Raw genomic sequence first — 23,192 nt, forward strand, 5'->3', positions numbered from 1 at the left:
TAAAGAAGACCTTTAGCGGGAAGTACGCGGGTCAAGGGCATCACGGATCCCCTCCCCCAGCAGGTTATAGGCAAGTACCGTAATCAGGATTGCCTGACCGGGAAACAGGGAAAGCCACCAGGCAAACTCGATATAGTCTTTCCCCGAAGTCAAAATGTTACCCCAACTGGGGGTAGGAGGCTGGACCCCGATTCCCAGAAATGAGAGTGCAGACTCAGTCAGAATCGCCCCGGCAACCCCCAGGGTGGCTGCCACCAACACCGGTGACAGGGCGTTAGGCAGGATATGGCGCAGGATAATCCGCAGGTCGGAACAGCCGATGCAGCGGGCAGCCAGGATGTAGTCCATCTCTCGAATCGTCAGGACCTCGGCCCGCACCAGACGGGCCACCCCCATCCAACCGGTCAGACCGATCACGGCCATGATGATCCAGATCGAGGGGTTCAAAAACGCGATAACCGCAAGGATCAGAAAGAATGAGGGGAAGCAGAGCATGATATCAACACAGCGCATCAACAGGCTGTCCACCCAGCCGCCATAATACCCGGCGACCAGCCCCACTGCCGAACCGAGCAGTACCGCAATGCCAATGGCCACAAAACCGACCTTCAGCGAAATCCTGGCCCCGTACAGAACCCGGGTCAGCACATCACGACCCAGCTCATCAGTGCCGAACCAGTGGTTCCAGGAAGGGGGCTGCAAGACATCCCAGGCATTGATTGCAGAGGGATCATAAGGGGTCAGAAAAGGGGCTAAAAACGAGATTACAAACAGCAGCAGCACTACCAGCAGCCCCCCCATGGCCATCCGGTTACGTTTGAGGCGCGGCCAGAAAACTGCTGCGATGAATGAGGTCTTGAATGCCGTCATTGTTGTCTGATTCGCGGATCTGCCAGCGCATAGCTGATATCGGCTATCAGGTTGCCCAGCAGGGTCAGAAAAGCACCAATGACCAGTATACCCATTACCACCGGATAGTCCCGCGACATAACCCCCTGATAGAAAAGCTGCCCCATGCCGGGGATGGCAAAGATGGTTTCAAATATGACACTGCCACCGATCAGTCCCGGAATGGAAAACCCCAGCAGGGTGATCAGCGGCAGGAGGGCATTGCGCAAGGCATGTTTCCAGATGACAACCCGCTCAGACAGCCCCTTGGCCCGTGCTGTGGTGATATAGTCCTGACCTATCACCTGCAGCATGGCTGAACGCATGTAACGTGAAACACCGGCAAAGGAACCGAATGAAGCCACACAGATCGGCAGGACAAGATGTTTGGTAAGATCCCAGAGCCGTCCAAGCCAGCTGTATGATTCATACCCCAGCGTATGCAGGCCGGAGATCGGCAGCCAGTTCAGTTTGACGCCAAAAAAATACATGAGCAGCAGGGCCAACCAGAAGGTGGGTACCGCGAATCCCAGAAACACAACAACGGTGATCCCCTTGTCAAGAATTGTATCCCTTTTTACCGCAGCCAGCACCCCGATCGGAATGGCAAGACCAAACTCAATTATCAGGGCCACCAGATTGAGCGAAAGGGTAATCGGCAGGCGTTCCTTGATCTTGTCCAGCACCGGCCGGTTGTCACTGGAAAAGGAACGGCCCAGATCAAGACGGGCAAGCCTGCCCAACCAGGTGAAGTACTGTTCAGGGAGCGGTTTATCCAGGCCATAGAACTTGGTCAGCCGTTCTCTGGCCTCTTTGCCTACCTTTGGATTCATGGCCATCTGCATATCCACCGGTTCCCCCGGCGCCAGATGGATTACCGTAAAGGTGATCAGGGTAATCCCCAGCATCAACGGCACCAGCATGGCTATACGTCTGAGCAGATAGGCTGTCATCTATACGCCGCCAAGGAAGTTTTTAAAGGCCTGCAGGGCCTGGCCGCGGTGGCTGATCCGGTTTTTCTCCTCAAGCGGGAGTTCTGCCATGGTCTGCTGATACCCATTAACCAGAAAAAGCGGATCATAGCCAAAACCGTGCTCTCCCCTGGGCTGATCAATAATCGTTCCTGCCACTCTACCTTCAAACAGTCGTTCAACACCATCCGGGCTGACATAGGCCATACTGCAGACAAAGGCAGCACTGCGCTCAGGTTGAGACAGACCGGCTATTTCCTGCAACAGCTTGAGGTTATTGGCAGTGTCAGTTGCATCAGCTCCTGCAAAGCGGGCAGAGTAGACACCGGGGCGGCCGTTAAGGCCATCCACCACCAGTCCCGAGTCATCTGCCAGAACGGCAAGCCCGGTTGCCTTGCTGGCTTCGCGGGCCTTTTTCAGGGCATTTTCAGCAAAGGTGGCACCATCTTCAACCGTTTCCGGCAGGTCCGGCAGATCAGCAGCACAGATAACCTCTTCCACCAGACCGTCCAGCAGAGCCTTGATCTCCTTGATCTTGCCCCGATTCCGGGTGGCAACCAGCAACTGCATCATCGTGCCAAGGCCTCTTGCTGATGCGCAAACAGCTGGTTAATGCCTGCCATGGCCAGGGTACGCATGGCATCCATCTGCTCCAGGGTAAACGGCTCAGCCTCGGCAGTACCCTGCACCTCCACAAAACGACCGGATGAGGTCATGACAAAGTTCATATCCACTTCGGCGCTGGAGTCCTCCTGATAGTCAAGATCAAGCACGGCCTGACTGTCAACGATCCCCACACTGACCGCGGCAACGGCCTCTTTCAGGGGGTTCTCGGCAATCTTACCCTGGGCAAGTAGCGAAGAAACCGCATCAACCAGAGCCACATAGGCACCGGTAATTGAAGCGGTACGGGTACCGCCATCAGCCTGAATCACATCGCAATCCAGATAAATGGTGCGCTCGCCAAGCTTGGCCATGTCGGTTACAGCCCGCAGTGAACGTCCGATCAGACGTTGAATTTCAAGGGTGCGGCCACTCTGCTTGCCCTTGGCAGCCTCACGGGAAGAGCGGGTATGGGTTGCACGGGGCAACATGGAGTATTCAGCGGTAACCCAACCGGTACCTTTACCACGCAAAAACGGTGGAACCGACTCTTCCACTGAGGCCGTGCAAATCACACGGGTATCGCCAAACTCAACCAGCACAGCACCTTCAGGATGCTTGATAAAGTGACGTGTCATTGTTATGGGGCGCAGGTCTGACAGTCCCCGTCCTTCTCTTGGCATCAAACGGTCTCCTCTATCAGTTGTAATTGCAGGAAATGTACGGATACCACAATGACATGTCAAACAAAAAGGGGGATCCTTATCTGGATCCCCCCTGGTATCATCAGGCTACCTATTTCAGTTTGGGTCAGCCAAGAAACGTGCTGCTGCTCCGAACCCTGTTCTGCAGGATGGTCGAATCAACCAATTCACCACAGCAACTGCACTTCCACGCATTAAAGGAACGTACAAAGTCATAGAATTTTTCGGCGAACATGCGACCCTGGCAACGTGGACATTTCATGACATTCCCTCCTTCAACTGTATAGGTTACACATCAAAATCAGCAGGTGGAGATGTTCTATACACCTTGTGTGCCAACAGGAGAGATGTTATCCGGTTTTATATTAACAAAACGAAATTCTATTTTGATATTGAATGGTTAAAATAGGGATAAAGCTGCTTCAACTTCTTTTCACCTATCCCGTCCACCTGAAGCAGATCATCAAACATTAAAGAATCGCCATTTTTTTGACGAAATTCAACAATACGGTACGCCAGGGCCGGTCCAATCCCGGGGAGTAACTCAAAATCTGCCTGGGACATCGTAGTCAGGTCAAGTGGCAGGCCGAGTGTCAGGAGTTGACTGGCTTTCATGCTTGATACACTGACTAACCCCCTATTTTCTCTGGTTTTGCATACCAGATGAATTACTTTACCAGTCTGAATGGGCATTGAGAGCAGATCATCAGAAGGAACCAGGAGCACGGCACACAGCGGAACCGCCATAATTATGGCGTCAATCGTCATTTTTTTGCCATCAACCCGATATATCCCCGGATGGGCAACATCTCCGGAAACCTGCACCACAATGCTGCCGGACTGTCCAGCAGAAAGGGCCGTCAGACCGGAATCGTTTCCGGCCTGACGGCCCTGGGCACATAACATCAGCGCCATTACCGCTGCAATCAGGGTAATGGCGCCACGTTGGAGATACAAATAATTATACCGACTCCTCATGGTGCAACTTGAAGTCTATGCCATCAATCAAGGCCTGGTACGAGGCATCAATAATATTGTCAGACACCCCGACCGTACCCCAGCGGCTGGTTTTATCACCCAGCTCAATCAGAACCCGGATGGACGATGCAGTCCCCTGACCGGCCGGCAGCACCCGAACCTTATAGTCATGCAGCTTGACCTCTTTCAGCTTGGGGTAAAACTTTTCCAGGGCTTTGCGCAAGGCATTATCCAGCGCATTGACCGGTCCATGCCCCTCAGCCGCAGTATGCTCGATCTTGCCGCCCACTTTGATCATGACGGTTGCTTCTGAGGTTGGCTTCTGGTCGTCGGTCCGTTTTTCATCAATCACTCTGAAACCCATAACCTGGAAAAACTTCTTATGGGTACCCAAGGCCTTTTTCATCATCAACTCAAAGGAGGCCTCGGCTCCTTCAAACTGGAAGCCGCGATTCTCCATCTCCTTGATCTCCTCAAGGATTTCTTGGGTAACCGGATCTTTGCTATCCAGGTTGATCTGGAATTCTTCTGCCTTGGCCAGGATGTTGGACTTGCCGGACAGGTCAGAGACCAGTACCCGGGTGCTGTTGCCGACAAGCTCTGGGCGGATATGTTCGTAGGTTTCAGGATGACGCTGGATGGCACTGACATGCACCCCGCCTTTATGGGCGAAGGCAGACTTGCCCACGTAGGCCAGGTGTTTGTCAGGAGAAAGGTTGGCCAACTCAAAGATATAGTTTGAGACTTCACGTAGATGACGCAGTTGCTCATCACTGATACAGTCCTTTTTAAGCTTAAGCTTAATGGCAGGGATGATGGAGCAGAGGTTGGCATTGCCACAGCGCTCGCCAAAGCCGTTGATAGTCCCCTGTACCTGCACAATACCCTGGTCGACCGCCACAATTGAATTGGCAACCGCACACTCACCGTCGTTATGGGTGTGAATTCCAAGCGGCGTCTTGATCTGCTTCCTGACCTTCGCGATAATATCAGCCACTTCATAAGGCATTGAACCGCCGTTGGTATCACACAGAATGATGCAATCAACCCCGGCATCTTCCGCAGCCTTCAAGGTCTTGATGGCATACTCGGGATTGGCCTTGTAACCGTCAAAGAAATGCTCGGCATCGTAGAAAACCTCCGCCACGTTCTGCTTCAAAAAAACCAGAGAATCGTTGATCAGTTCAAGATTTTCCTCCAGCGATATTCGCAGCGCTTCACGCACATGGAAGTCCCAGGTCTTGCCGAAGATGGTAATGACATCCGGCTCTGCAGCAATCAGGGTCTTGATATTATGGTCATTGGCCGGAGTGGTTTTTGCGCGGCGGGTAGAGCCAAAGGCGGCAATCTTGGCCTGGTGCAGTTTTTCCTTTTTGATGTCCTTAAAGAACGCGACATCCTTGGGGTTGCTGCCGGGCCAGCCTCCTTCAATATAATGAACGCCAAGCTCATCCAGCTTGTGCGCAATCCTGATTTTATCCTCAACCAGAAACGAAATATCCTCAGCCTGCGTTCCATCACGCAGCGTTGTATCGTACAGTTTAACCAGGCTCATCAGTTGGTGCCTCCCCTTTCATGGAATCCTACTTTATAACAATGTTAGAATAAAAATCAGTACCCCATAGCCCACACAGGTGTCAAGCCCCTTCTGACGCCTAAATTCTGTCAAGACGGTTGAGCAGCAGCAGCATGTTCCTGACAAGCAGCGGATTGAATTCGGTCCCTGAACCCTGCATCAACACATTGGCAATCACCTCGGGAGGACGGGGTTCCTGGTATGGTCTACGGGTCCGCATGGCATCAAAACAATCTGCAATGGCAGTCAGTTGACTGGCCACTGACTGTTGCCAGCCAGGCGGCACAACCGGATAACCTGACTGATTGTAGCGCATATGATGTTCAAAGGCGACAATTGCCGCCAGACGCGGCACCCCGGGAGTTTCCATCAGGTACTGGGCACCAAGTACCGGATGCCGTTTCATCTTTTCAAACTCTTCATCGCTTAGTTTTTCCGGTTTGGTCAGAATTTCTTCAGGAATAAACATCTTGCCGACATCGTGCAGCATGGCAGCAATACCGATATCATTCAACATCTGTCCGGCAATACCCAAAGACATTGCCTGAGCCAGGGTCAGGATGCAGACATTGGCGGCATGGGTAAAGGTATACTCATCCTGCTCCCGCAGGGCTGCCAGCACCAGCAGTGACTCTCCTTCCCGCCTGAATGCCTCCACCAGTTCGGCAACGGTTGCAGCGATACCACTGGGCTTCAGGCGTTCCTTACGCTTGATGGCCTCATACACCTCACTGAGTCGTGCCAACTCAAGTGCCGATATCTCGCCAAGGCTGACAGCCCGTGCCCCGTTGCCCACACCTGTTGTACCGGATGGGCCGCCACCGGCACCAAGGCTGCCCTCTTCATTCCCGACCTCCGGCATCTCAACCTTGCCAAGCCGGATATGTTCTGTGGATCCAGCCTCAGGTCCGCCAGACTGACGGGCAAGCAGGGCGATCAGCTGGTCAATCTCTTGCCGGGGAGTACCGGCCAGAAAACGGAGGTGACCGATACCATGCTCATGCATAATCTGGATAAAGCGATCGAATACCAGAGAGAACGCTTGTGGCCTGCCATCAATGACCAGCTCGCCATCGACTTCAAGTAACGCAATATCCGGCCGTTCTGCCAATGCCCGGGTAAGACTTGCGTGGGCAGCATCGGCAAGGCGGAAGACCTGGGGGTGATTAACGGTATAGAGCGCAGCTCCAGCCACCGCAGAAAGCAAGTGCCGGATAAATTCGCTGATTTCATGCAGAGCGATCGCGCTGTTCATGATGTCTTGCTCCGCAGGATGCGTAATGTTTCTGCAGCTTGACGCGCCACCTCATCATTACCATCAGCAATCCTCTCCAACAGAGGCAACACGGCTTTTGCCGGATAGCGATCAAGGGAGCGGACAATATCAATTTTCAACCGGTTAAGTGCCTTGAACGCCAGCAGACTGCGGCTTGTCAGCACCTTGACCAATTCCGGCAGCATCTCAGGTCTGCCGATCTCTCCCAGGGCCTGGATTGCCGCAGATTTAAGTTCACACTCAACCGCAGTATAGCCCCCTCCGGTAACCAGTGCCAACAGCTTGCGCATCATCTCGGGCGGGCTGCTCCGGTCAGCCATATTAATGGCGATCAGCTGTGTTTCCCGGTCAGAAGAATCAAGATCACGCAACACCTGGCGCTGCGCCACCGGATCACCGGACTGTATCAACAATTTTAATGCCTCAACACGAACCTTTTGATTGGCATGCCTGAGCAGAGGCCGTACCAGTTCGTTATCCTGCATCGGACCAAGAGCCCGCAACATGACAATGATATTGCGTAAAACATACCAGCGGTTGTCGGACAGCCTGGCAAGCAGATACGGCCGTGCAGCTTCACCAAAGGATTGCACGCGGTCCATCATAAACCGTCGCAACGACATATTCTCTTCTTCTGCCATCCGGTCCAGCAACGGCTCTATAAAGACCCGTCCCAAGACCTGAATCAGCAGCGTAACCTGATCATATTTGGGCTTACCCCAGATGGTAAGTCCGCTCAGAATCTCATCAAGGAATTCACGACGGCAGAAGGCGTCACGCATGGTACTGCGAAGCAGTGGCGGCAAGCGGGGGTCAGCGGCCTGGCTGAGGATCTTCAAGACCTGTCCGTAGTCCCCCAGTTCAAGGAAATGACCACAAAGATCAGCGAGGTTTTGAATCAGCTCCTGAGCAGTTTCGCTCGTTGGGTCTGCAATCACCAGCTGCAGAATGATCTCACTGCCACGACTGTTGATAAACACAGGGTTGAGGGTCGCCAGCAAACCGGACAGCTCCGTTGTGTCCAGCTGTTTCAACGCACCGGAATTCAGGGAGTCGAGCAGTCCCTGCATATACGCATCCGGCATGTAGGCCTCACGTTGGTGTTCCTGCAGCAGGGTCTGCATCCTGTCACGGACGTCATCATCCTGGGTCGTGGTCTGATAGCTGTCCATCAGATGGGGAAGCAGTTTTCTGAGTATTCCCTGCAAAAGCTCCGGGGCGGCGGCGTACTCGTCCGCAGAAGCATAGGTTTCCTGCAGCACGGTAGCACCGAGGTAACGAAAGAGCTCATCTGTTGTTGAGGCATCTGCGGTTCCGGTTTCACAGAAACCGTTCAGGATCTGACGCCTCAGCAGTGGGTCCAGGGCCGCGATAAAGGCCACCAGATCCGCTTTGATCACGGCAGCTGTTTCATTCAGCTCCGACCAGTCACCGGCCTCTCCAGTGTATCCGGCATCTCGGGCGGCACCGGTGTCGCCAGCATCAGAAAGTGCAATAGCCTGTTCTATGATCGCTGTGGCACGCCTCAGGGTATTATTGGAAAGCCCGCTACCGCTTCCCAGGCGGCGTGCAAAATGGGCATTCAGGGTGGCGGCAAGGACTTCGGGCCGGATCTCCCCCTGGGCGTCGGTACCGGCAAGTCCGACCTCACCTTTGGTCATCAGCAGCACAAACTGTTCCCAAAGGGAACCGCGATGCTGTTCCTCATCAGGTTCACTGTTAAGCAGTTCTTCTTCAGTACCACTAAAGCGGTCATAACGGATGGCACGTATTTCCAGCGCAGTAATACCAGCCTCTTGCCAGAGTTTTTCAATCCCCCCCTGCGCCAATACCTCTTCGCGTTTCAAAGACAAAAGAGCAAGTAGCGCCAACAGCTCTTCGTGATCGGGCAATCGGGACACGATCAGGGCACCGATACCCCGCTCAAAAAACGCAGCTGCCAAGTTCCTGCAAATCTGGTTGTTCTTTTCAACATACTCGTCGCCCAACAGCAGCCCATCCCGTGTAATACCGAGCTGAACACCAGTGCCTTCGTTGCAAAGGGTCTGAAATGACGAAAGAAGTTTTTGAACAGAGGACTCTATCAGGGGATGGCCGGACGGATAGGCATTCCAGTTGCGTCGGGCAATGTTCAGATCGCCGGCAACAGCAACAACAGCCTTTACCCGAAGAAGGGGGGCGGCAAGATCACTGACAACAGATTCGAGCACGGAACTCCCTGATGGTGGAATGGTTTGACTATAACGTACAAATTAGGTAATTCAAGCAGAAACTATGTTTTAACGAGGTGAACGATGACAGCCAGAAGACGTGCAGGCGTATTGCTGCATCCAACATCACTGCCCGGATCAGACGGCATCGGCACCTTTGGAACAGAACTAACCGGATTCCTTGATTTTATCTCCAAGGCCGGTTTTACGCTTTGGCAGGTTTTGCCGCTGACGCCACCTGCTGCTGGAAACTCGCCCTACTCCTCCTATTCCGCCTTTGCCGGCAATCACCTCTTGATCGACCTGCAGCAGCTGACAGAGGAAGGAGATCTCTCCAGCCGGGCACTGGAGAAGCGGTTCCCGCTGGAGCTGGTTGATTTCAAACAGGTGATTCCCTGGAAAGAGCAACTGCTGCACGAGGCAGCGCAAAACTTTTTCAATCAGGGGCAGACGCCGCGTCTGGAGGAGTTCTGGCAGTTCTGCGACACAACCTACTGGCTGCATGACTATGCCCTGTTCAGGGCACTGAAGCAGCATTACCGCGATCTCCCCTGGCACCGCTGGCCCGCTGAACTGGCACAGCGCAACCCGCAGGCACTCCAACAGGCCTCCCGGCAGCTTGGATCGGAGATCGGTGTCCAGAAATATCAGCAATGGCAGTTCTTTCGCCAGTGGCAACGGGTCAGAAACGCGGCAGCAGAACGGGGGGTAGCACTCATCGGGGACCTGCCGATCTTTGTGGCACACGACTCAGCCGATGTCTGGTGCAACCAGGAGCTGTTTCTACTCGATGCCAAGGGAAAACCGACGGTGGTTGCAGGAGTCCCGCCGGATTACTTCAGTGTAACCGGTCAGCTCTGGGGCAATCCGCTCTACAACTGGCCAGCCATGGAACAGCAGGGGTATGGCTGGTGGATCGCCCGTTTCCGTCAGTTATTTGAACTGTTTGATCAGGTACGTATCGACCATTTCCGGGGATTTGAGGCGGCCTGGCATGTGCCGGCCACGGCTAAAACGGCTGTCCGGGGCAGTTGGGTGCCTGGCCCGGGATCCGGCTTTTTTGATGCAGTAAAGGCCTCGCTTGGAAATCTGTCGTTCATTGCTGAGGATCTGGGGGTTATCACGCCGGAAGTTGAGGCGTTACGGGATCGCTATGACCTGCCCGGCATGAAGATCCTGCAATTTGCTTTTGACTCTGATGCTGCCAACCCCTATCTGCCCCACAACCATAGTATCAATAGCGTTGTCTACACCGGTACCCACGACAATGACACGACCAAAGGCTGGTTTCACAGCCTCTCCCCGCACAGCATCAACCGGATGTACAACTATCTCGGACTGCCTGGCACAGAACCGGTCCAGGATCTGATCCGGGTGGCCCTGATGTCAGTGGCCCGGACAGCGATCATACCGCTGCAGGATCTGTTGGAACTACCATCAGAGGCACGCATGAACCGGCCCGGTGTTGCACTGGGTAACTGGAGCTGGCGCTATCAGTCAACACAGCTGAAACCTGGATTGGCTGATTACTATGCCGATTTGCTGAGCCGCTATGGGCGGCGGTAATGACCGGTTTGAGCAGACCGTGAACAGGCTTTTGATTACTGCAACTCGTCAAGCAGCCGGTCAAGCTGCCTGATCTCGTCAGGCCCAAGCTTTTTATCCTGATACACAGCGGCAGCATACCGGTCAACAAACTGCCGTACCCGTATGTCACCGCTTGCAGCAGCAATCTCAAACAGCCCCAGGGTGTCAAGACCGTCCAAAGCCTCAAACCTGTGTTTCACAATCCGTTTGAAACGCCGCAACAAACGTTCCTCCCGGCTGCAGAACCACTGTTTTCTTGACTTGAATAATGCCAAAAGGACAAGCAGGATTACGCCTGAAGACAGCAGCCATCGCCATCGCATGGCGTGCTCCAGGGTTTGCAGCTTTGCCCCGGCACTGCGCAGTTGTTCTGCCTGGCGTTCAAAGTCATAGGAAACCACTGTCCGGGTCCAGCGGTAATCCAGCGCATCAAGAAGAAGTCTGAGTCGCGCAGCAATCCCCGGTTTTTTTCTTTCACTCCAGAGCGTTGCGGCATTGACGGCAAAACGGCTTGGATCGGTCCGTACCCATCCTTTACCTTCAACATAGGCCTCAACCCAGACATGGGCCCTGTCCTCGCTGACAAGGTAGTAACCTCCCAGCTCATTGTATTCTCCCCCCAGGTACCCACCCACCAGCCGGGCAGGAACACCGGCAGCCCTGAGTAGTATCGCCAGTGACGAGGCAAAAAACTCACAATGCCCCTGCTTTGAGACGAACAGAAACTGATCCAGGGCATCGTGTCCCGTTGGAAGCCCTACCCTGCTGTAGCGGTAGCCACCATTCAGAAAATGCTGTTCAGCCCGTTCAAGCCGTTCAGCATCGGAGCGCCCTTCCTGCCTGATCCGGGCAGCCAGCTGCCTGATCCCCGGAGAAAGTTTCCCAGGCAGTGTCAGATAAAAAGCGCGCCTAATCGGCACACTGCCCGTCAGGATGCCGCCGGTAAAGGAACGTGCCGTATAACTGGTCCGCCTGGAAAAACTCCGCAGATTTTCAAAGACGGCATCCGGCGCCACCTTGAGTCTTGGCAGGGAGATCTCTGCAGCAGTGTCAAGACTGATCAGCAAACGGGATGCCGAAGGTTCCACCGTAATGGTCTGGCTGACAGAGGCCCCACTGGGGATACTCACCTCAAGGGGGACAACAGGATTGCGACTCCACCTGTTGCCCTGTATCTGGTTAAACACCGTTACCCGCCAATAGGGCGGTTGTGTCTGGCGGGGCAGCTCTGCCCTGAATGCCAGGCTGCGGGTCTCTGCGGCATTGGCAGTACTGCCGGGCTCAACCTTGTCAGAGATGCCGGTTGTGGCTGAAACAGGGGGATTAAGAAAATGCCAGAGCGGAAATGCGGTACGCGGCAAAACCGGAAACAAGACTGCCATGGCTGGTAGGGTGACAAGCAGAATCAGCAGGGCCGCCATGAGTATCTTCCTGAACTCACTGTTCTGCAAAACCAGCCTGCTGTTCTGGGCGTGAAAGGTCAGCACTATCAGCGAGACCGGCAGCAGCAACAATAGCAGCCCCAGCCAGAACAGGAACGTTGGGCTCAGATCAAAGAGCGAGGTGGAGGCAAGACAAAAGAGGGCAAGCAGGTTAATCTGCAGCAGGTTACGGGTGTTTTTTTCACCGCAGAGCCGTACAGCCAGCATAATCGCCAGAACACTGACCACCGGCTGAACCGGGTTGCTGCGGCTGTACTGCAGGATGTACCAGATGAAGATCGGTACCAGGGCCAGATTCAGCTGCCAGCTTTTGATATACCAGCGTCCCTGCCGGAGTTCCTGCAGCATACCGATTGCAAGCCCCAGGACAACAATCAGACGGGGAAAGGTCTCAAGCCAGACAAACAGCGGTATCACCCCTGCCAGGGAGATCGCCAGAGAAAGGTACGCAATCAGTCTGCTAGTGGTGACCATAGAGAGCCAGCTCTGTCAGCAGGAGTGAAGCGTGACGTCGGCCACTGGCCGGCTGGATGATCCGGTCATCAAGCTCCAACCCCACCGGCTGTTCCATAACCCGCTGCTTGATAAGCCAGGCCGCATGGGACAGCTTTTCCTCAATATCAGTACCGGCCAGGCTCTCCAGTCTGATTATCAGAGGTGGCGCTGAGCGGCTGCCAAACTCCTTGACCAGCAGTTCTTCACTGCGCGCCGACAGTTTCCAGTGAATCGCCCGCAATGGTTCCGCACCAGAGTATTCCCTGATGCCTTCCAGTTCACCATCCTGGCCATGAATCTCCTTAGTGCGGCTACCCGGCCGCGCAGCGTCATCACCAGCCCCGTCATCTCCGGATGGCAACGGGCGAGGATAGACGATACAGGTTGTAGCATCTGCATAGTTCCAGTAACGGGTAAAAAAATTGACCGGAAAGGGAGAGCTGACGCTGATCAGGCCGACCGTCTGCCTGCCCCGTTCAGGAAAGCTGAGGGTAAGTGTTGATTCAAGCTTTTCAGCACTGCCGACAAACGGCAGCAGCGTCTCACCATTACCCGCCACACTCAGCCGTATCAAAAAGGAGGGAAGATACCGTTTTTTATTGCGCAACAGCACTTTAAACCGGGCCGGCGTCCCGGCAAAAATCTCGTCAGGAGGCAGCAGTTCAGGAATCACCCCCTTGATATTGAACATGCCTGCATAGCCGGTGGCTGCCATAAAGGCCAGCAGAGCAGACACCACCAGAAACAGCAGGTTGTTGCCGGTGTTCACCGCGGAAAATCCGAGCAGGATGGTGACAACGATATACAGGGCACCAGCCTTGCTGATTTTCAGACCAAAGGAAGGGGTATGCCGCTGATGATCTCCCGTAGCAGTTCTCCTCGGTCCTGGATTGTTTGGCCAGGCCGCATGACAAGACGATGGGCGCAGACTGCAACGGCAATGCCTTTCACATCATCCGGAGCAACATAGTCGCGGCCTGCCAAAAACGCTGCTGCTCGGGCTGCCTGTGCCAGGTTGATGGCTGCCCTGGTTGACAGACCGGTTTGTATCTGGGGGTGAAGCCGGGTAGACTGTACCAGGGCATGGATATAGCCGACGACCTTGTCGGCCAGATAGATTGACTGTTCAACCACCCTCCGGGCCGTCAGAATCTCTGCAGTTGAAACCAGAGGCGTGATGCCGGCTATCCGCTCACGGATTCCTCCACCTGCGATAATAGAGCGCTCCAGCTGTTCAGGCGGATACCCGATGCCGGTACAGATCAGAAAACGGTCAAGCTGCGATTCAGGCAGAGGAAAAGTACCGCTCTGATCAGAGGGGTTCTGCGTGGCAAAGACCATAAACGGATCGGGAAGTTGATGGGTCGTGCCTTCAACCGTTACCCGCCGTTCCTCCATCGCCTCCAGCATGGCGCTCTGGGTACGGGGCATGGCCCGGTTGATCTCATCCAGCAGAACAATATTGTTGAAGACCGGACCCGGCACAAAATTGAAATGCCCGGTCTCACGGTTAAAGACCGAAAGTCCGGTAATGTCTGAAGGGAGCAGGTCGCTGGTACACTGTACCCTACCAAAGGAAAGTCCCGTAATCCCTGCCAACGCCAGGGCAATGGTTGTCTTGCCCAGACCGGGCAGGTCTTCCACCAGAATATGACCACCTGTCAACAAGGCGATGACAGCAAGGCGCACAACCTCATCCTTGCCCTGCAGGTGGTCTTTGCAGAGCGCATCAACCAGGACGGTAACAGGCTTGACGGTATGGGCAATGGCCATGACAACCTCGCGTTAGGAACATGCTTCAGACAAATGATCCGCGTAACTGACGACAGTGTACCCCAAACAAAAACAGGGACTCAACCAATTTGGTTAAGTCCCTGTCTGTATGGTCGGTGCGAAAGGATTCGAACCTTCGACCCCTAGACCCCCAGTCTAGTGCGCTACCAGGCTGCGCTACGCACCGAAATCAATCGATTTCGTATCTTCTATCCCACCTGCACACCTAACAAAGGGCGGGCGAAGAGTTTTTCTATCTAGCACAAGAGCGTACGTGCCGTCAATCTATTATCAGCGGCTATCCCTCTTTATTCGGTACACATAGTTCTCCATTGTGCCAGGCCTGTTGAAAGATCGTCACCAAACGGGGATCAAACTGTTGCCCTGAGCAACGCTGCAGTTCAGCAAAGGCAGCTTCAAAGGTGAGGGCCTTTCGGTAGGGCCGATCTGATGTCATGGCATCAAAGGCGTCAGCAACGGCAATAATCCTGGCATGTAGTGGAATCTCTTCAGACTGACGCCTGTGGGGATAACCGCTGCCGTCATACTGCTCGTGGTGATGCAAGACCCCGGGAACAACCCGTGATAACTGGGGCAGATGCTCAATAATATCGACACCGGCTTCAGGGTGGCGGCACATCTCGTTGAACTCTTCCTGGTTCAGGCGTCCCGGCTTACGCAAGACCTGGTCAGAAACACCTATCTTGCCGATATCATGCATAATAGCAGCAAGACGCAAGATATCCATCTCCTCCTCAGACAGCCCCAGATGCGAGGCGATCAGAACAGAATACTCATGCACCCTCCGGGTATGCCCGCCTGTATAAGGATCACGCAGCTCCAGGGCCTCGGCCAGGGCAGTGGTCACCCCCAGAAAGGTCAAACGCATTTCCTGGTACATCGAGGCGTTTTCAATGGCAATGGCAACCTGGTCAGCCAGGGCCTGCACCAGTTCAAGGTCATGGTCATTAAAAACGCCTGTCAGCTTATTCAGTACCTGTAACACTCCCCAGACCTTTTCCTTGGTGGCAACCGGTGCCACAATCATGTTTCTGGTGTCATAACCGGTAAAGCGGTCAATATCTGACGCAAAACGGGGGTCATGTTTGACATCATCCACAATAACAGCTCCACCTTTACGGGCAACCCAACCGGCTATCCCTTCACCGGGTTTCAGGCGCACCTCTTTCAGGTGCCGCCCCTTTTCACCGCTTGCCGCCTCAAAGTAGAGTTCACCGGTCTCACCATCCAGCAGCAGCAGACTGGCAGCATCAGCCCCTACGCAACGCGGCACCGCCTCAACGGCCAAACGGCGCACCTCGGCAGGGTCAAGAGATGAATTAACCAGGGAAGCGAGCTCCATCAAGGAGCGTAAGGAGGTTATTGCAAATGATTCTGTTTTTTGACTGGGCGGAGTCATGGACCGGTACCTTTTTAAAAACAACCATGCTAGTCTTAATGCTTCATTTCTATCATTATCACCCGGTGTGTCAAGCCGGTAACCAAAAACAGGAGCTTTGTCCAGATGACAACCAACCACGATCAATTCAATCAGATCATGTCTATTATGCGCCGTCTGCGCGCCCCTGGCGGATGCCCTTGGGACGCAGAGCAAACCCACGAAAGCCTGAAGCGCTACCTGCTTGAAGAATCCTATGAGGTCCTAGAGGCGATTGACAGCGGTTCTGATGACCTGTTGAAGGAAGAGCTGGGAGACCTGCTGCTGCAACCGGTCTTTCATGCCGCCATTGCCGAGGAGCGCGGCGCCTTCACCATGGAGGATGTTTTGGCAACCTTGTCTGACAAACTGATCCGGCGTCACCCCCATGTCTTTGGCGATCAGGTGATCAAAGACAGTGAAGCCCAGGTAGCTAACTGGGAAAAGATCAAGAAAGCAGAAAAGGGAGAAGAGCGCCGTTCCGCCTTGTCAGGGATCCCCCCTCACCTGCCGGCCCTGATGAAGGCCCAGAAGATAACTGAAAAGGCGTCCAGGGTTGGATTTGACTGGGAGCATGTGGATCAGGTCATGGCCAAGGTGCTTGAAGAACTGCATGAGTTTGAAGAGGCCATGGAGCAGGGACGTCAGGATCGTATGGAGGCTGAACTTGGCGACCTGTTGTTTGCCATTGTCAATCTGGGACGGTTTCTCGCACTGGATCCTGAAGAGGCACTTCGCAAGACCATTGCACGTTTCCAGAATCGCTTCAGCTACATTGAAGACCGTCTGCACGCCAATGAACGTCATCTTCAGGATGCAAGCCTGGACGAGATGGAGGCCTTATGGGTCGAGGCAAAGTCGCGGGAAAATTCCTGAGGGTGACTGATCCCATCTGCTCGTATGAAAGAATTTCAGCAGGTTGAATCCTTATCCACACAATCTGTGGATAAGTTGTGGATAGTACTGTTGATGAAACAGGAAAGTAATATTCTTACAAGTGATTTTTGCCAAATGCACATTATTTAGGCATTATATTTATACTGCAATAACAGCAAGTTACACAAGAATACGGCTAGTTCTCCAATTTCTCGAGGTTTTTTTGTGTCAAGCAAAATAAATCAATTTTCTTGAAAAAAATGCTGTTCATAACTGGAGAATATCAGACCTTTTTGTTTGCCCTGAAATCAACACCTTCCAGTGATAGTAAGAATTTTTTCATCATAATGCCCCCTGTGGCACTGTACCCGGTCAGGGCACCACTGGAGGCAACAACACGGTGACAGGGAATGATGACCGGCACCGGATTGGCACCCAGGGCACCACCCACCGCACGGGCGGCCCCCGGAGAACCGACCTTGCCCGCCAGTTCTCCATAGGTAGTACTGCTGCCATAGGGGATCTGCATGGTCAGTTGCAGCACCTGCTGCTGAAACAGGGTAAGCGCAGAAATATCAACCGGTAGATCAAACTGTTGCAAATAGCCCTGAAAGTACTCGGTCAACTGTTGCGCTGCCTTTCTGGTAAGGTCAGATTCACGGAAGACGCTCCTGTCAAGATCAGACAGATCATCACCCGGCAACCAGACCCGGCAGATCCCCTGGTCGGTTGCAAGCACGGCACCGGTGCCCTGCCCGGTGGTGTAACGTGATGCACAGACGGTATGCATGGACAACTACCTCCGTATCTTTTTCTTCACCAACCCGAGAAACTCGGTGGCCTCTTCTGAGCGGAACAGATAACTGGACAGGCCGTATAACAACAGGGCAGTCAGCACAATGCCGCCCAGCCCGGCCACCTTCAACAGCTTCTGGTCCGGTAGAGACCAATTCATCAGCCCGGTCATCCACCAGGCAGCCACCCCCATCGGCAGAGAAGCCGCAACTGCGGAAAGGGCTGTGCGCACCATCCTGCGCCCCCCCAGCAAACCTGCCTTACGACGCAGCAGCCAGAACAGAAGCAGCATATTGCCCAAAGCTGACAAGGAAGAGGCCAGGGCCAGACCACCATGCAGAAGTGGCCCCATCAACCAGAGACTGAAGCCAAGGTTAAGCAAAAAAGAGACAAAAGCTGTCATGACCGGAGTTTTTGTATCTTTCAGGGCATAAAAGGCCGGAGCCAGCACCCGCACCAGTGCCACACATGACAGACCGGTTGCATAGAAAAGCAGGGCCCGGGCCGATTGCTGCGCCATGACGTAATCAAACTTCCCCCCCATGAACAGCAGTGCCATCAAGGGCTCAGCACAGACGGCAAGTCCAACCAGGGCCGGGATGGTCACAAACAGGGTCAACCTCACCCCGTAGTTAAGCGAATCCTTCATGGCCTCAAGATCACCTTCAGCTGCCTGACGGCTCATGGCAGGCAGCACTGCCTGGGCAACCGACACCGTAAAGACCCCCTGGGGAAATTCAAACAGACGCTGGGCATAGTACAGGTAAGAGACAGAACCTTGTGGCAACAGTGAAGCCAGAATATTTCCGACTGTGATATTAAGATAATAGACCCCAACACCTAAAGTGGCAGGTAACATCAGCAGGGCGATCTTCCTGACTTTAGGTTCGTTAAATCCAAAACGGGGACGGATCGGAAAGCCTTTCCGCCACAGTACCGGCAGTTGCAACAGTAGCTGGATCAGCCCTCCCAGCAACACCCCCACTGCCAGGGCAGTAATCGGAAATTGAAACAGGGGGCGTAGCAGCAAGGCGGCCAGGATCATGGCTATATTCAGGAAGACCGTAGAGATGGCCGGGGTAAAGAAGTGGCGCACCGTATTGAGGATACCCATACAAAGGGCCACCAGCGAGATAAAAAAGAGATAGGGAAACATGACCCGATTCAACAGGACCGTCAGTTCAAACTTGCCCGGTACTGCAGCAAAACCAGGAAACATCAGCTTGATGATCAGAGGAGAAAACAGGATACCCAGCAACGTGATAAAGGCAACCACCATAGTCAGCAGGGTGAAACAGAGGTTAGCCAGCTCCCGCGCCCTTTCTTCTCCCTCCTGCACCAGGGTCTCGGAAAAAGTGGGCACAAAGGCAGCAGTCAGCGCCCCTTCGGCAAAAAAGCGGCGTAGCATGTTGGGAATCTGAAAGGCTGCAAAGAAGGCATCCGTGGCCATACCGGCACCAAAAAGACGCGCCACCACGATATCCCGCACCATGCCCATCACGCGGGATAATATGGTGGCGCTGCCCAATACACCGGCAGCCTTCAGAATCCCCTTCTTTTCAGACATATGACCTATTTCCTCTCACAAACTATCACTAGGTGATTGTCGTTATTCTTAGCGGGCTGTGGTCTCAGTGGCCGTATAGGTGGCATAATGCAGATCCGTGGTCTGCTTATACCCCTTGTAGATGCGTGCGGCTATCAGATTTAGCAGCGGGTCGGAGATGCCGTTGAGAAAGGCATAGCTGGTATTATCCTGCAGATGGTGGCGGACATGATGCCGTTTTGAAAGCAGGATGCCGCAATTCCCGAGCAGCCGTGAAAGACCGGAGGTGGAACTGTGACACAGATAGTGGGACACCTCGGCAACGGAGGAGAGAATCCCCACATAGACCAGAACAAACAGAACCACCGGGGGGATAGCGAAAAAAACAGCAGACAGGTAGATAATTGCAAGATAGCTAACCAGCCAGACCTTTGATCCGGTTTCAATAAAATAGACAGCCAGCAGATTGCGTTTCTTGTACTGAGGTGTTTTGTGGTGCAGGTGGAAATTGGCGATCAACGGCCCTGCCAGGGACTCATACCGGTCATTATTGTCCATGTACATATGCACCAATCCATTAACGAAATCAGTGACCGGAAATGCCACCAGCATGACCGCCACCTGCCAGGCTGCACCGATCGAGTAGCGCCAGACACGGAACAGAAGGCAGCACTGCAGGGACAGATTGGCAACGGCCACCAGGGTACTGACTACCTGATACCGTTGTAGGCCGGTATAGCGCTGCATGGCAGCGTTAAACTGCTGCTGTTTGCATGCGATCTGAGACATCAGTTGCGTGTCCTGCAGACGCCCGGCCTAACGCCTGCGTTTTTGATCCAGTTCCAGGTCTAGGTTCTTCAGTTTTTCCAGGTTGAGCCGGAGCTCCTTGTTCTCCCGGCTGAGCTGCAGATTGAGCTCCCGTAGCGGCCTGGTCTCGCGCTGTTTCTCAAACAGCCTCTGGGTTGACACAAGGTAGCCGGATAATGCGGCTGACTGGTGGGTCCAGATGCTGTCAGGGTATTCTTTTGCCAGCCGGGCCAACAGGCTGTAACCCTCCTGCCCCCCTTTTTCACCCCCGTCCCGCAACCTCAGCAAGGCAAGCCTGAAAAGGGCATCATCTGTCACCCCCGGCAATCCCGGAGCCATAACGACCTGTTCCAGCAGTTCCCGCGCCCCCTGTTCATTACCCTGGCGCAAAAGCTGTAGTGCCCCGGCAAACTTCCGTTCATGGGACGGCACGGAGACGTCGCTATCGCCATGCTGGCGGTTCAACAGCATACAGCCGCTACAAAGCTGTACTACACAGAAGACTGCTATCCATCTACTCCAGGACAGTCCCATCACCTGTTCCCCTTCTGACAATACAGTAATTACTGCCTGTCTCTTTCTTGACCTGATCCTTCAACTGGGCGGCAGCGGTTGCAATCTCGGCAGCACTGCCGCAACTGCCTGGTGTACAGACCAGCGCAGAGATTGAGATGGAAATCAGGGGAAAGACCCGATGCACGCCGTAACGATCAACCCCTTCAATCGCCCCTTTGAGCCGGTCTTCAGCCGAATAAAAGTCGGGTATCAATGCATCGACGGCATGAATGATAGCCTGGCACGCCGCTTCAGCCTTGCCGGCAGAGATGATGACCACAAAGTCATCACCGCCGATATGGCCGACAAATGCCTGGGGTTCTTGCAGTCCATGCACGGCATCGTAGATCACCCTGCCTGCTTCCCTGATCAGATCACTCGCCTTGATATAGCCATAGCGGTCATTGTACGACTTGAAATTATCCAGGTCCAGATAGCAGACCGCAAAAGGAACCGTACCGGCCAGACGCTGATGTATGGCCCGCTCAATGGCAATATTGCCCGGCAAACGGGTCAGCGGGCTGGCGTCCAGACTGATCTGTTCCAGCTGTTTCAGGCGTATTGCCATGCGACTGAAATCCTTGGCCAGCGTACCGATCTCATCCCCCGGCGGGATCTCCGGGTCATAATCAAATTCCCCTTCGGCAATGCGATGGGTTGCCTTCTGCAACTTGCCAATCGAGCGTGCAAAGGAGTAGATCAGCAGAACGGCGATCAGCGATGAAACCACAACACCGAATGATGCGAGAAAGATTGAACGGCTGACGGTCCTGGTCTCCTGCTCGTCGGTTGTTTTCAGTTTGTACACCAGGCTTTCCTGCTGTTCATCCCTGATCTCGGCAATAATTTTCTCAATGCGTTCGGCCGATTGTTTCATTGCAGGGACAACCGACGTATTGCCGGCAAAGATTTTCTGACTGGCCTGATGGTAGAGTTTATAGGATGTCTCCAACTCCTTCAGCTTGCTTCCCTGATAAATCTGTTGGAATGAAAACAGAGTGTTGTTGAATTGCTGTACATTCTTATCAAAAACATCCCTGAAGACCTGTTCCTTGAGGATCAGATACTTGCCCAGTGCGCGCTCCTGGGCCAGAATTGCATCACGCAACCCAATGGTCATGGTGACCGCTGCCAGGTCTTTACGGGCAAACTCCTCCTCCACGCGATGCATGGCATCAAGACCTGCCAGGGCATAGACAAGAGCAGCGGTCAGGCAGACACCACTGACAGCAAAACTCAAAATCATTTTTTGTACCAGGGTCAACCGAAAGGACAGCATCACGTCGTGGTTCCTCTAGTTTTCATCAGCTACCGCATCAATACCCAACAGCGACTGAGCCTCGCCGCTGGGCAGGGCCTGCACGTTCTTCAACTTGCGCTCCATCTGACGGGTGCGGGTGGCTGCAGCCTCAATATGGTTGCCGGCCTCCTGCAGCTTCTTGCTGGTCTTGTCCAGCATCTCGCCAAACTTGCCAAACTCGGTCCGTACCGCCCCCAGCAGATTCCAGACCTCGGCAGAGCGTTTTTCAATGGCCAGGGTACGGAACCCCATCTGAAGAGAGTTGAGCAGGGCTGCCAGGGTGGTAGGGCCGGCCACCAGCACCTTTAAGTCGCGCTGCAGGGTATCAGCCAGACTGGGCCGGCGCAGCACCTCGGCGTACAGCCCCTCAGTGGGCAGGAACATGATCCCGAAATCGGTGGTCTGGGGCGGATCAAGATATTTGTCACGGATATCGGTTGCAGCCAGACGGATAGCCCGCTCCAGCAGCTTGCCCGCTTCTTCGGCTGCCACTGCATCAGCCCGCTCCTGGGCCTCAACCAGCCGCAGGTAATCCTCCTGCGGGAATTTGGCATCCAGCGGCAGATGGACCACGCTGTCCCCGCTGCCGTCACGGCCAGGCAGCCGCAGGGCAAATTCCACCCGTTGCCCACTGCCTTTACGGGTTTCCACATTGGCGGCATACTGCCCCGGAGCCAGTACCTGTTCCAGCAAGGCCCCCAGCTGCACCTCACCAAAGGTGCCACGGGTCTTGACATTGGTCAGCACCCGCTTCAGGTCCCCTACCCCGTTGGCCAGGGTCTGCATCTCGCCCAATCCTTTCTGAACCAGCTCCAACCGCTCACTGACCAGCTTGAATGACTCGCCCAGCCGTTTTTCAAGGGTATCATGCAGCTTTTCATCCACGGTTGCCCGCATCTGTTCCAACTGTTTGGCGTTATCCTCCTGAATGGCCTGCAACCTGATCTGCAGGGTCTCCCGCAGCTTTTCCATCCGGCTGTCATTGGTACTGGTCAGGTTCTTGAGCTGATCGGCAAAGATATCCAACTGGCTCTTCTGCAGGCCGGCCAGCTCGCTCATCCGCTTCAACAGACCGTCTCCCAGGGTTTGCATTGCACCAATGCTCTCCTCCCGCCCCTGCCGCCCCAGCGTCTGGGCCTCTTCCCGCCCGCGGGCCAGTTCTTCACGCAGGGTGCGCTCATTGCGCTCAAGCATCCGTTCAAGGGAGGCAAGACGGGGTTCGAGGCTTTGCCCCCCTAGGCGGGAGACCTTCACCAGCAGGATAACGGTGATGACCAGGAGTACACTAATCAGGGCAGGTAGTAACAGTTCAGGCATGGCAGCTGGTTCCTTATGGTTCTGTGATACTGCCTCAAGGTTATACCAGAGCAGA

The 23,192-nt window shown here is 54.3% G+C and carries 20 protein-coding genes and 1 tRNA gene; 2 read left to right on the forward strand and 19 right to left on the reverse strand.

Annotated features, from left to right (window positions below):
• Positions 1 to 12: 12 nt before the first annotated feature.
• The 8 genes from opp4C to FY034_RS09290 all read right to left on the reverse strand — a co-directional run bounded on the left by opp4C (position 13) and on the right by FY034_RS09290 (position 9,206).
• On the reverse strand, positions 13 to 870 hold the full coding sequence (opp4C, locus tag FY034_RS09255) for an oligopeptide ABC transporter permease (RefSeq protein ID WP_265549827.1): 858 nt from the start codon (positions 868 to 870) through the stop codon (positions 13 to 15).
• Entirely contained in the window at positions 867 to 1,841 is a 975-nt protein-coding gene (locus FY034_RS09260; protein WP_265549828.1) for an ABC transporter permease, read from the reverse strand. The genes opp4C and FY034_RS09260 overlap by 4 nt, the downstream gene beginning before the upstream one ends.
• Positions 1,842 to 2,432 carry an XTP/dITP diphosphatase gene (locus tag FY034_RS09265; protein ID WP_265549829.1) on the reverse strand — a complete coding sequence of 197 codons (591 nt, stop codon included), beginning with the start codon at positions 2,430 to 2,432 and terminating at the stop codon, positions 1,842 to 1,844. It abuts the gene before it with no gap.
• Complete coding sequence (gene rph / locus FY034_RS09270) at positions 2,429 to 3,145, reverse strand: ribonuclease PH (RefSeq protein WP_265549830.1); 717 nt, start codon at positions 3,143 to 3,145, stop codon at positions 2,429 to 2,431. Before rph ends, FY034_RS09265 begins: the two co-directional genes overlap by 4 nt.
• A 402-nt stretch (positions 3,146 to 3,547) precedes the next feature.
• Positions 3,548 to 4,123, reverse strand: coding sequence for a helix-hairpin-helix domain-containing protein (locus FY034_RS09275; RefSeq protein ID WP_265549831.1), 576 nt, complete (start codon positions 4,121 to 4,123; stop codon positions 3,548 to 3,550).
• 4 nt (positions 4,124 to 4,127) lie between these two features.
• Entirely contained in the window at positions 4,128 to 5,699 is a 1,572-nt protein-coding gene (cimA, locus tag FY034_RS09280) for a citramalate synthase (RefSeq protein WP_265549833.1), read from the reverse strand.
• Positions 5,700 to 5,799: 100 nt separating this feature from the next.
• Complete coding sequence (locus tag FY034_RS09285; protein ID WP_265549834.1) at positions 5,800 to 6,975, reverse strand: HD-GYP domain-containing protein; 1,176 nt, start codon at positions 6,973 to 6,975, stop codon at positions 5,800 to 5,802.
• Positions 6,972 to 9,206 carry a HEAT repeat domain-containing protein gene (locus FY034_RS09290; protein ID WP_265549836.1) on the reverse strand — a complete coding sequence of 745 codons (2,235 nt, stop codon included), beginning with the start codon at positions 9,204 to 9,206 and terminating at the stop codon, positions 6,972 to 6,974. Before FY034_RS09290 ends, FY034_RS09285 begins: the two co-directional genes overlap by 4 nt.
• A gap of 84 nt (positions 9,207 to 9,290) precedes the next feature.
• On the opposite strand from FY034_RS09290, the gene malQ reads away from it, so the two are divergent.
• The gene (gene malQ, locus FY034_RS09295) at positions 9,291 to 10,772 is read left to right on the forward strand and encodes a 4-alpha-glucanotransferase (RefSeq protein ID WP_265549837.1); all 1,482 of its coding nucleotides are present in this window, start codon (positions 9,291 to 9,293) and stop codon (positions 10,770 to 10,772) included.
• 35 nt (positions 10,773 to 10,807) lie between these two features.
• On the opposite strand, the gene FY034_RS09300 is transcribed toward malQ, so the two are convergent.
• The 5 genes from FY034_RS09300 to FY034_RS09320 all read right to left on the reverse strand — a co-directional run bounded on the left by FY034_RS09300 (position 10,808) and on the right by FY034_RS09320 (position 15,923).
• Positions 10,808 to 12,709 carry a DUF3488 and transglutaminase-like domain-containing protein gene (locus FY034_RS09300; RefSeq protein WP_265549839.1) on the reverse strand — a complete coding sequence of 634 codons (1,902 nt, stop codon included), beginning with the start codon at positions 12,707 to 12,709 and terminating at the stop codon, positions 10,808 to 10,810.
• Complete coding sequence (locus FY034_RS09305; protein WP_265549841.1) at positions 12,696 to 13,499, reverse strand: DUF58 domain-containing protein; 804 nt, start codon at positions 13,497 to 13,499, stop codon at positions 12,696 to 12,698. Before FY034_RS09305 ends, FY034_RS09300 begins: the two co-directional genes overlap by 14 nt.
• A 59-nt stretch (positions 13,500 to 13,558) precedes the next feature.
• Positions 13,559 to 14,503, reverse strand: coding sequence for an AAA family ATPase (locus FY034_RS09310; protein WP_265549843.1), 945 nt, complete (start codon positions 14,501 to 14,503; stop codon positions 13,559 to 13,561).
• Between the two features lie 110 nt (positions 14,504 to 14,613).
• Positions 14,614 to 14,690 (reverse strand) — tRNA-Pro (locus tag FY034_RS09315).
• 111 nt (positions 14,691 to 14,801) lie between these two features.
• Positions 14,802 to 15,923 carry an HD-GYP domain-containing protein gene (locus FY034_RS09320; protein ID WP_265549845.1) on the reverse strand — a complete coding sequence of 374 codons (1,122 nt, stop codon included), beginning with the start codon at positions 15,921 to 15,923 and terminating at the stop codon, positions 14,802 to 14,804.
• Positions 15,924 to 16,028: 105 nt separating this feature from the next.
• On the opposite strand from FY034_RS09320, the gene mazG reads away from it, so the two are divergent.
• A complete protein-coding gene (gene mazG / locus FY034_RS09325) occupies positions 16,029 to 16,817 on the forward strand; it encodes a nucleoside triphosphate pyrophosphohydrolase (RefSeq protein WP_265549847.1) in 789 nt (262 codons plus the stop codon).
• Positions 16,818 to 17,100: 283 nt separating this feature from the next.
• Here mazG and FY034_RS09330 read toward each other — a convergent pair whose 3' ends face one another.
• The 6 genes from FY034_RS09330 to rmuC are packed head-to-tail and all read right to left on the reverse strand — an operon-like array spanning position 17,101 to position 23,137.
• Positions 17,101 to 17,607, reverse strand: coding sequence for a methylated-DNA--[protein]-cysteine S-methyltransferase (locus tag FY034_RS09330; RefSeq protein WP_265549848.1), 507 nt, complete (start codon positions 17,605 to 17,607; stop codon positions 17,101 to 17,103).
• Between the two features lie 6 nt (positions 17,608 to 17,613).
• Entirely contained in the window at positions 17,614 to 19,179 is a 1,566-nt protein-coding gene (gene murJ / locus FY034_RS09335; RefSeq protein ID WP_265549850.1) for a murein biosynthesis integral membrane protein MurJ, read from the reverse strand.
• A gap of 48 nt (positions 19,180 to 19,227) precedes the next feature.
• Positions 19,228 to 19,947, reverse strand: a complete 720-nt coding sequence (locus FY034_RS09340; RefSeq protein ID WP_265549852.1) for a fatty acid desaturase CarF family protein — start codon at positions 19,945 to 19,947, stop codon at positions 19,228 to 19,230.
• A 27-nt stretch (positions 19,948 to 19,974) separates the two neighbouring features.
• Positions 19,975 to 20,436 (reverse strand): tetratricopeptide repeat protein, encoded by a 462-nt coding sequence (locus FY034_RS09345; RefSeq protein ID WP_265549854.1) that lies wholly within the window; start codon positions 20,434 to 20,436, stop codon positions 19,975 to 19,977.
• Between the two features lie 43 nt (positions 20,437 to 20,479).
• Positions 20,480 to 21,799, reverse strand: coding sequence for a GGDEF domain-containing protein (locus FY034_RS09350; protein WP_265555243.1), 1,320 nt, complete (start codon positions 21,797 to 21,799; stop codon positions 20,480 to 20,482).
• 15 nt (positions 21,800 to 21,814) lie between these two features.
• On the reverse strand, positions 21,815 to 23,137 hold the full coding sequence (rmuC, locus tag FY034_RS09355; protein ID WP_265549856.1) for a DNA recombination protein RmuC: 1,323 nt from the start codon (positions 23,135 to 23,137) through the stop codon (positions 21,815 to 21,817).
• Between the last annotated feature and the right edge of the window lie 55 nt (positions 23,138 to 23,192).

This window comes from Trichlorobacter lovleyi (assembly GCF_015239775.1).
GTDB classification, from domain to species: Bacteria; Desulfobacterota; Desulfuromonadia; order Geobacterales; family Pseudopelobacteraceae; genus Trichlorobacter; species Trichlorobacter lovleyi_B.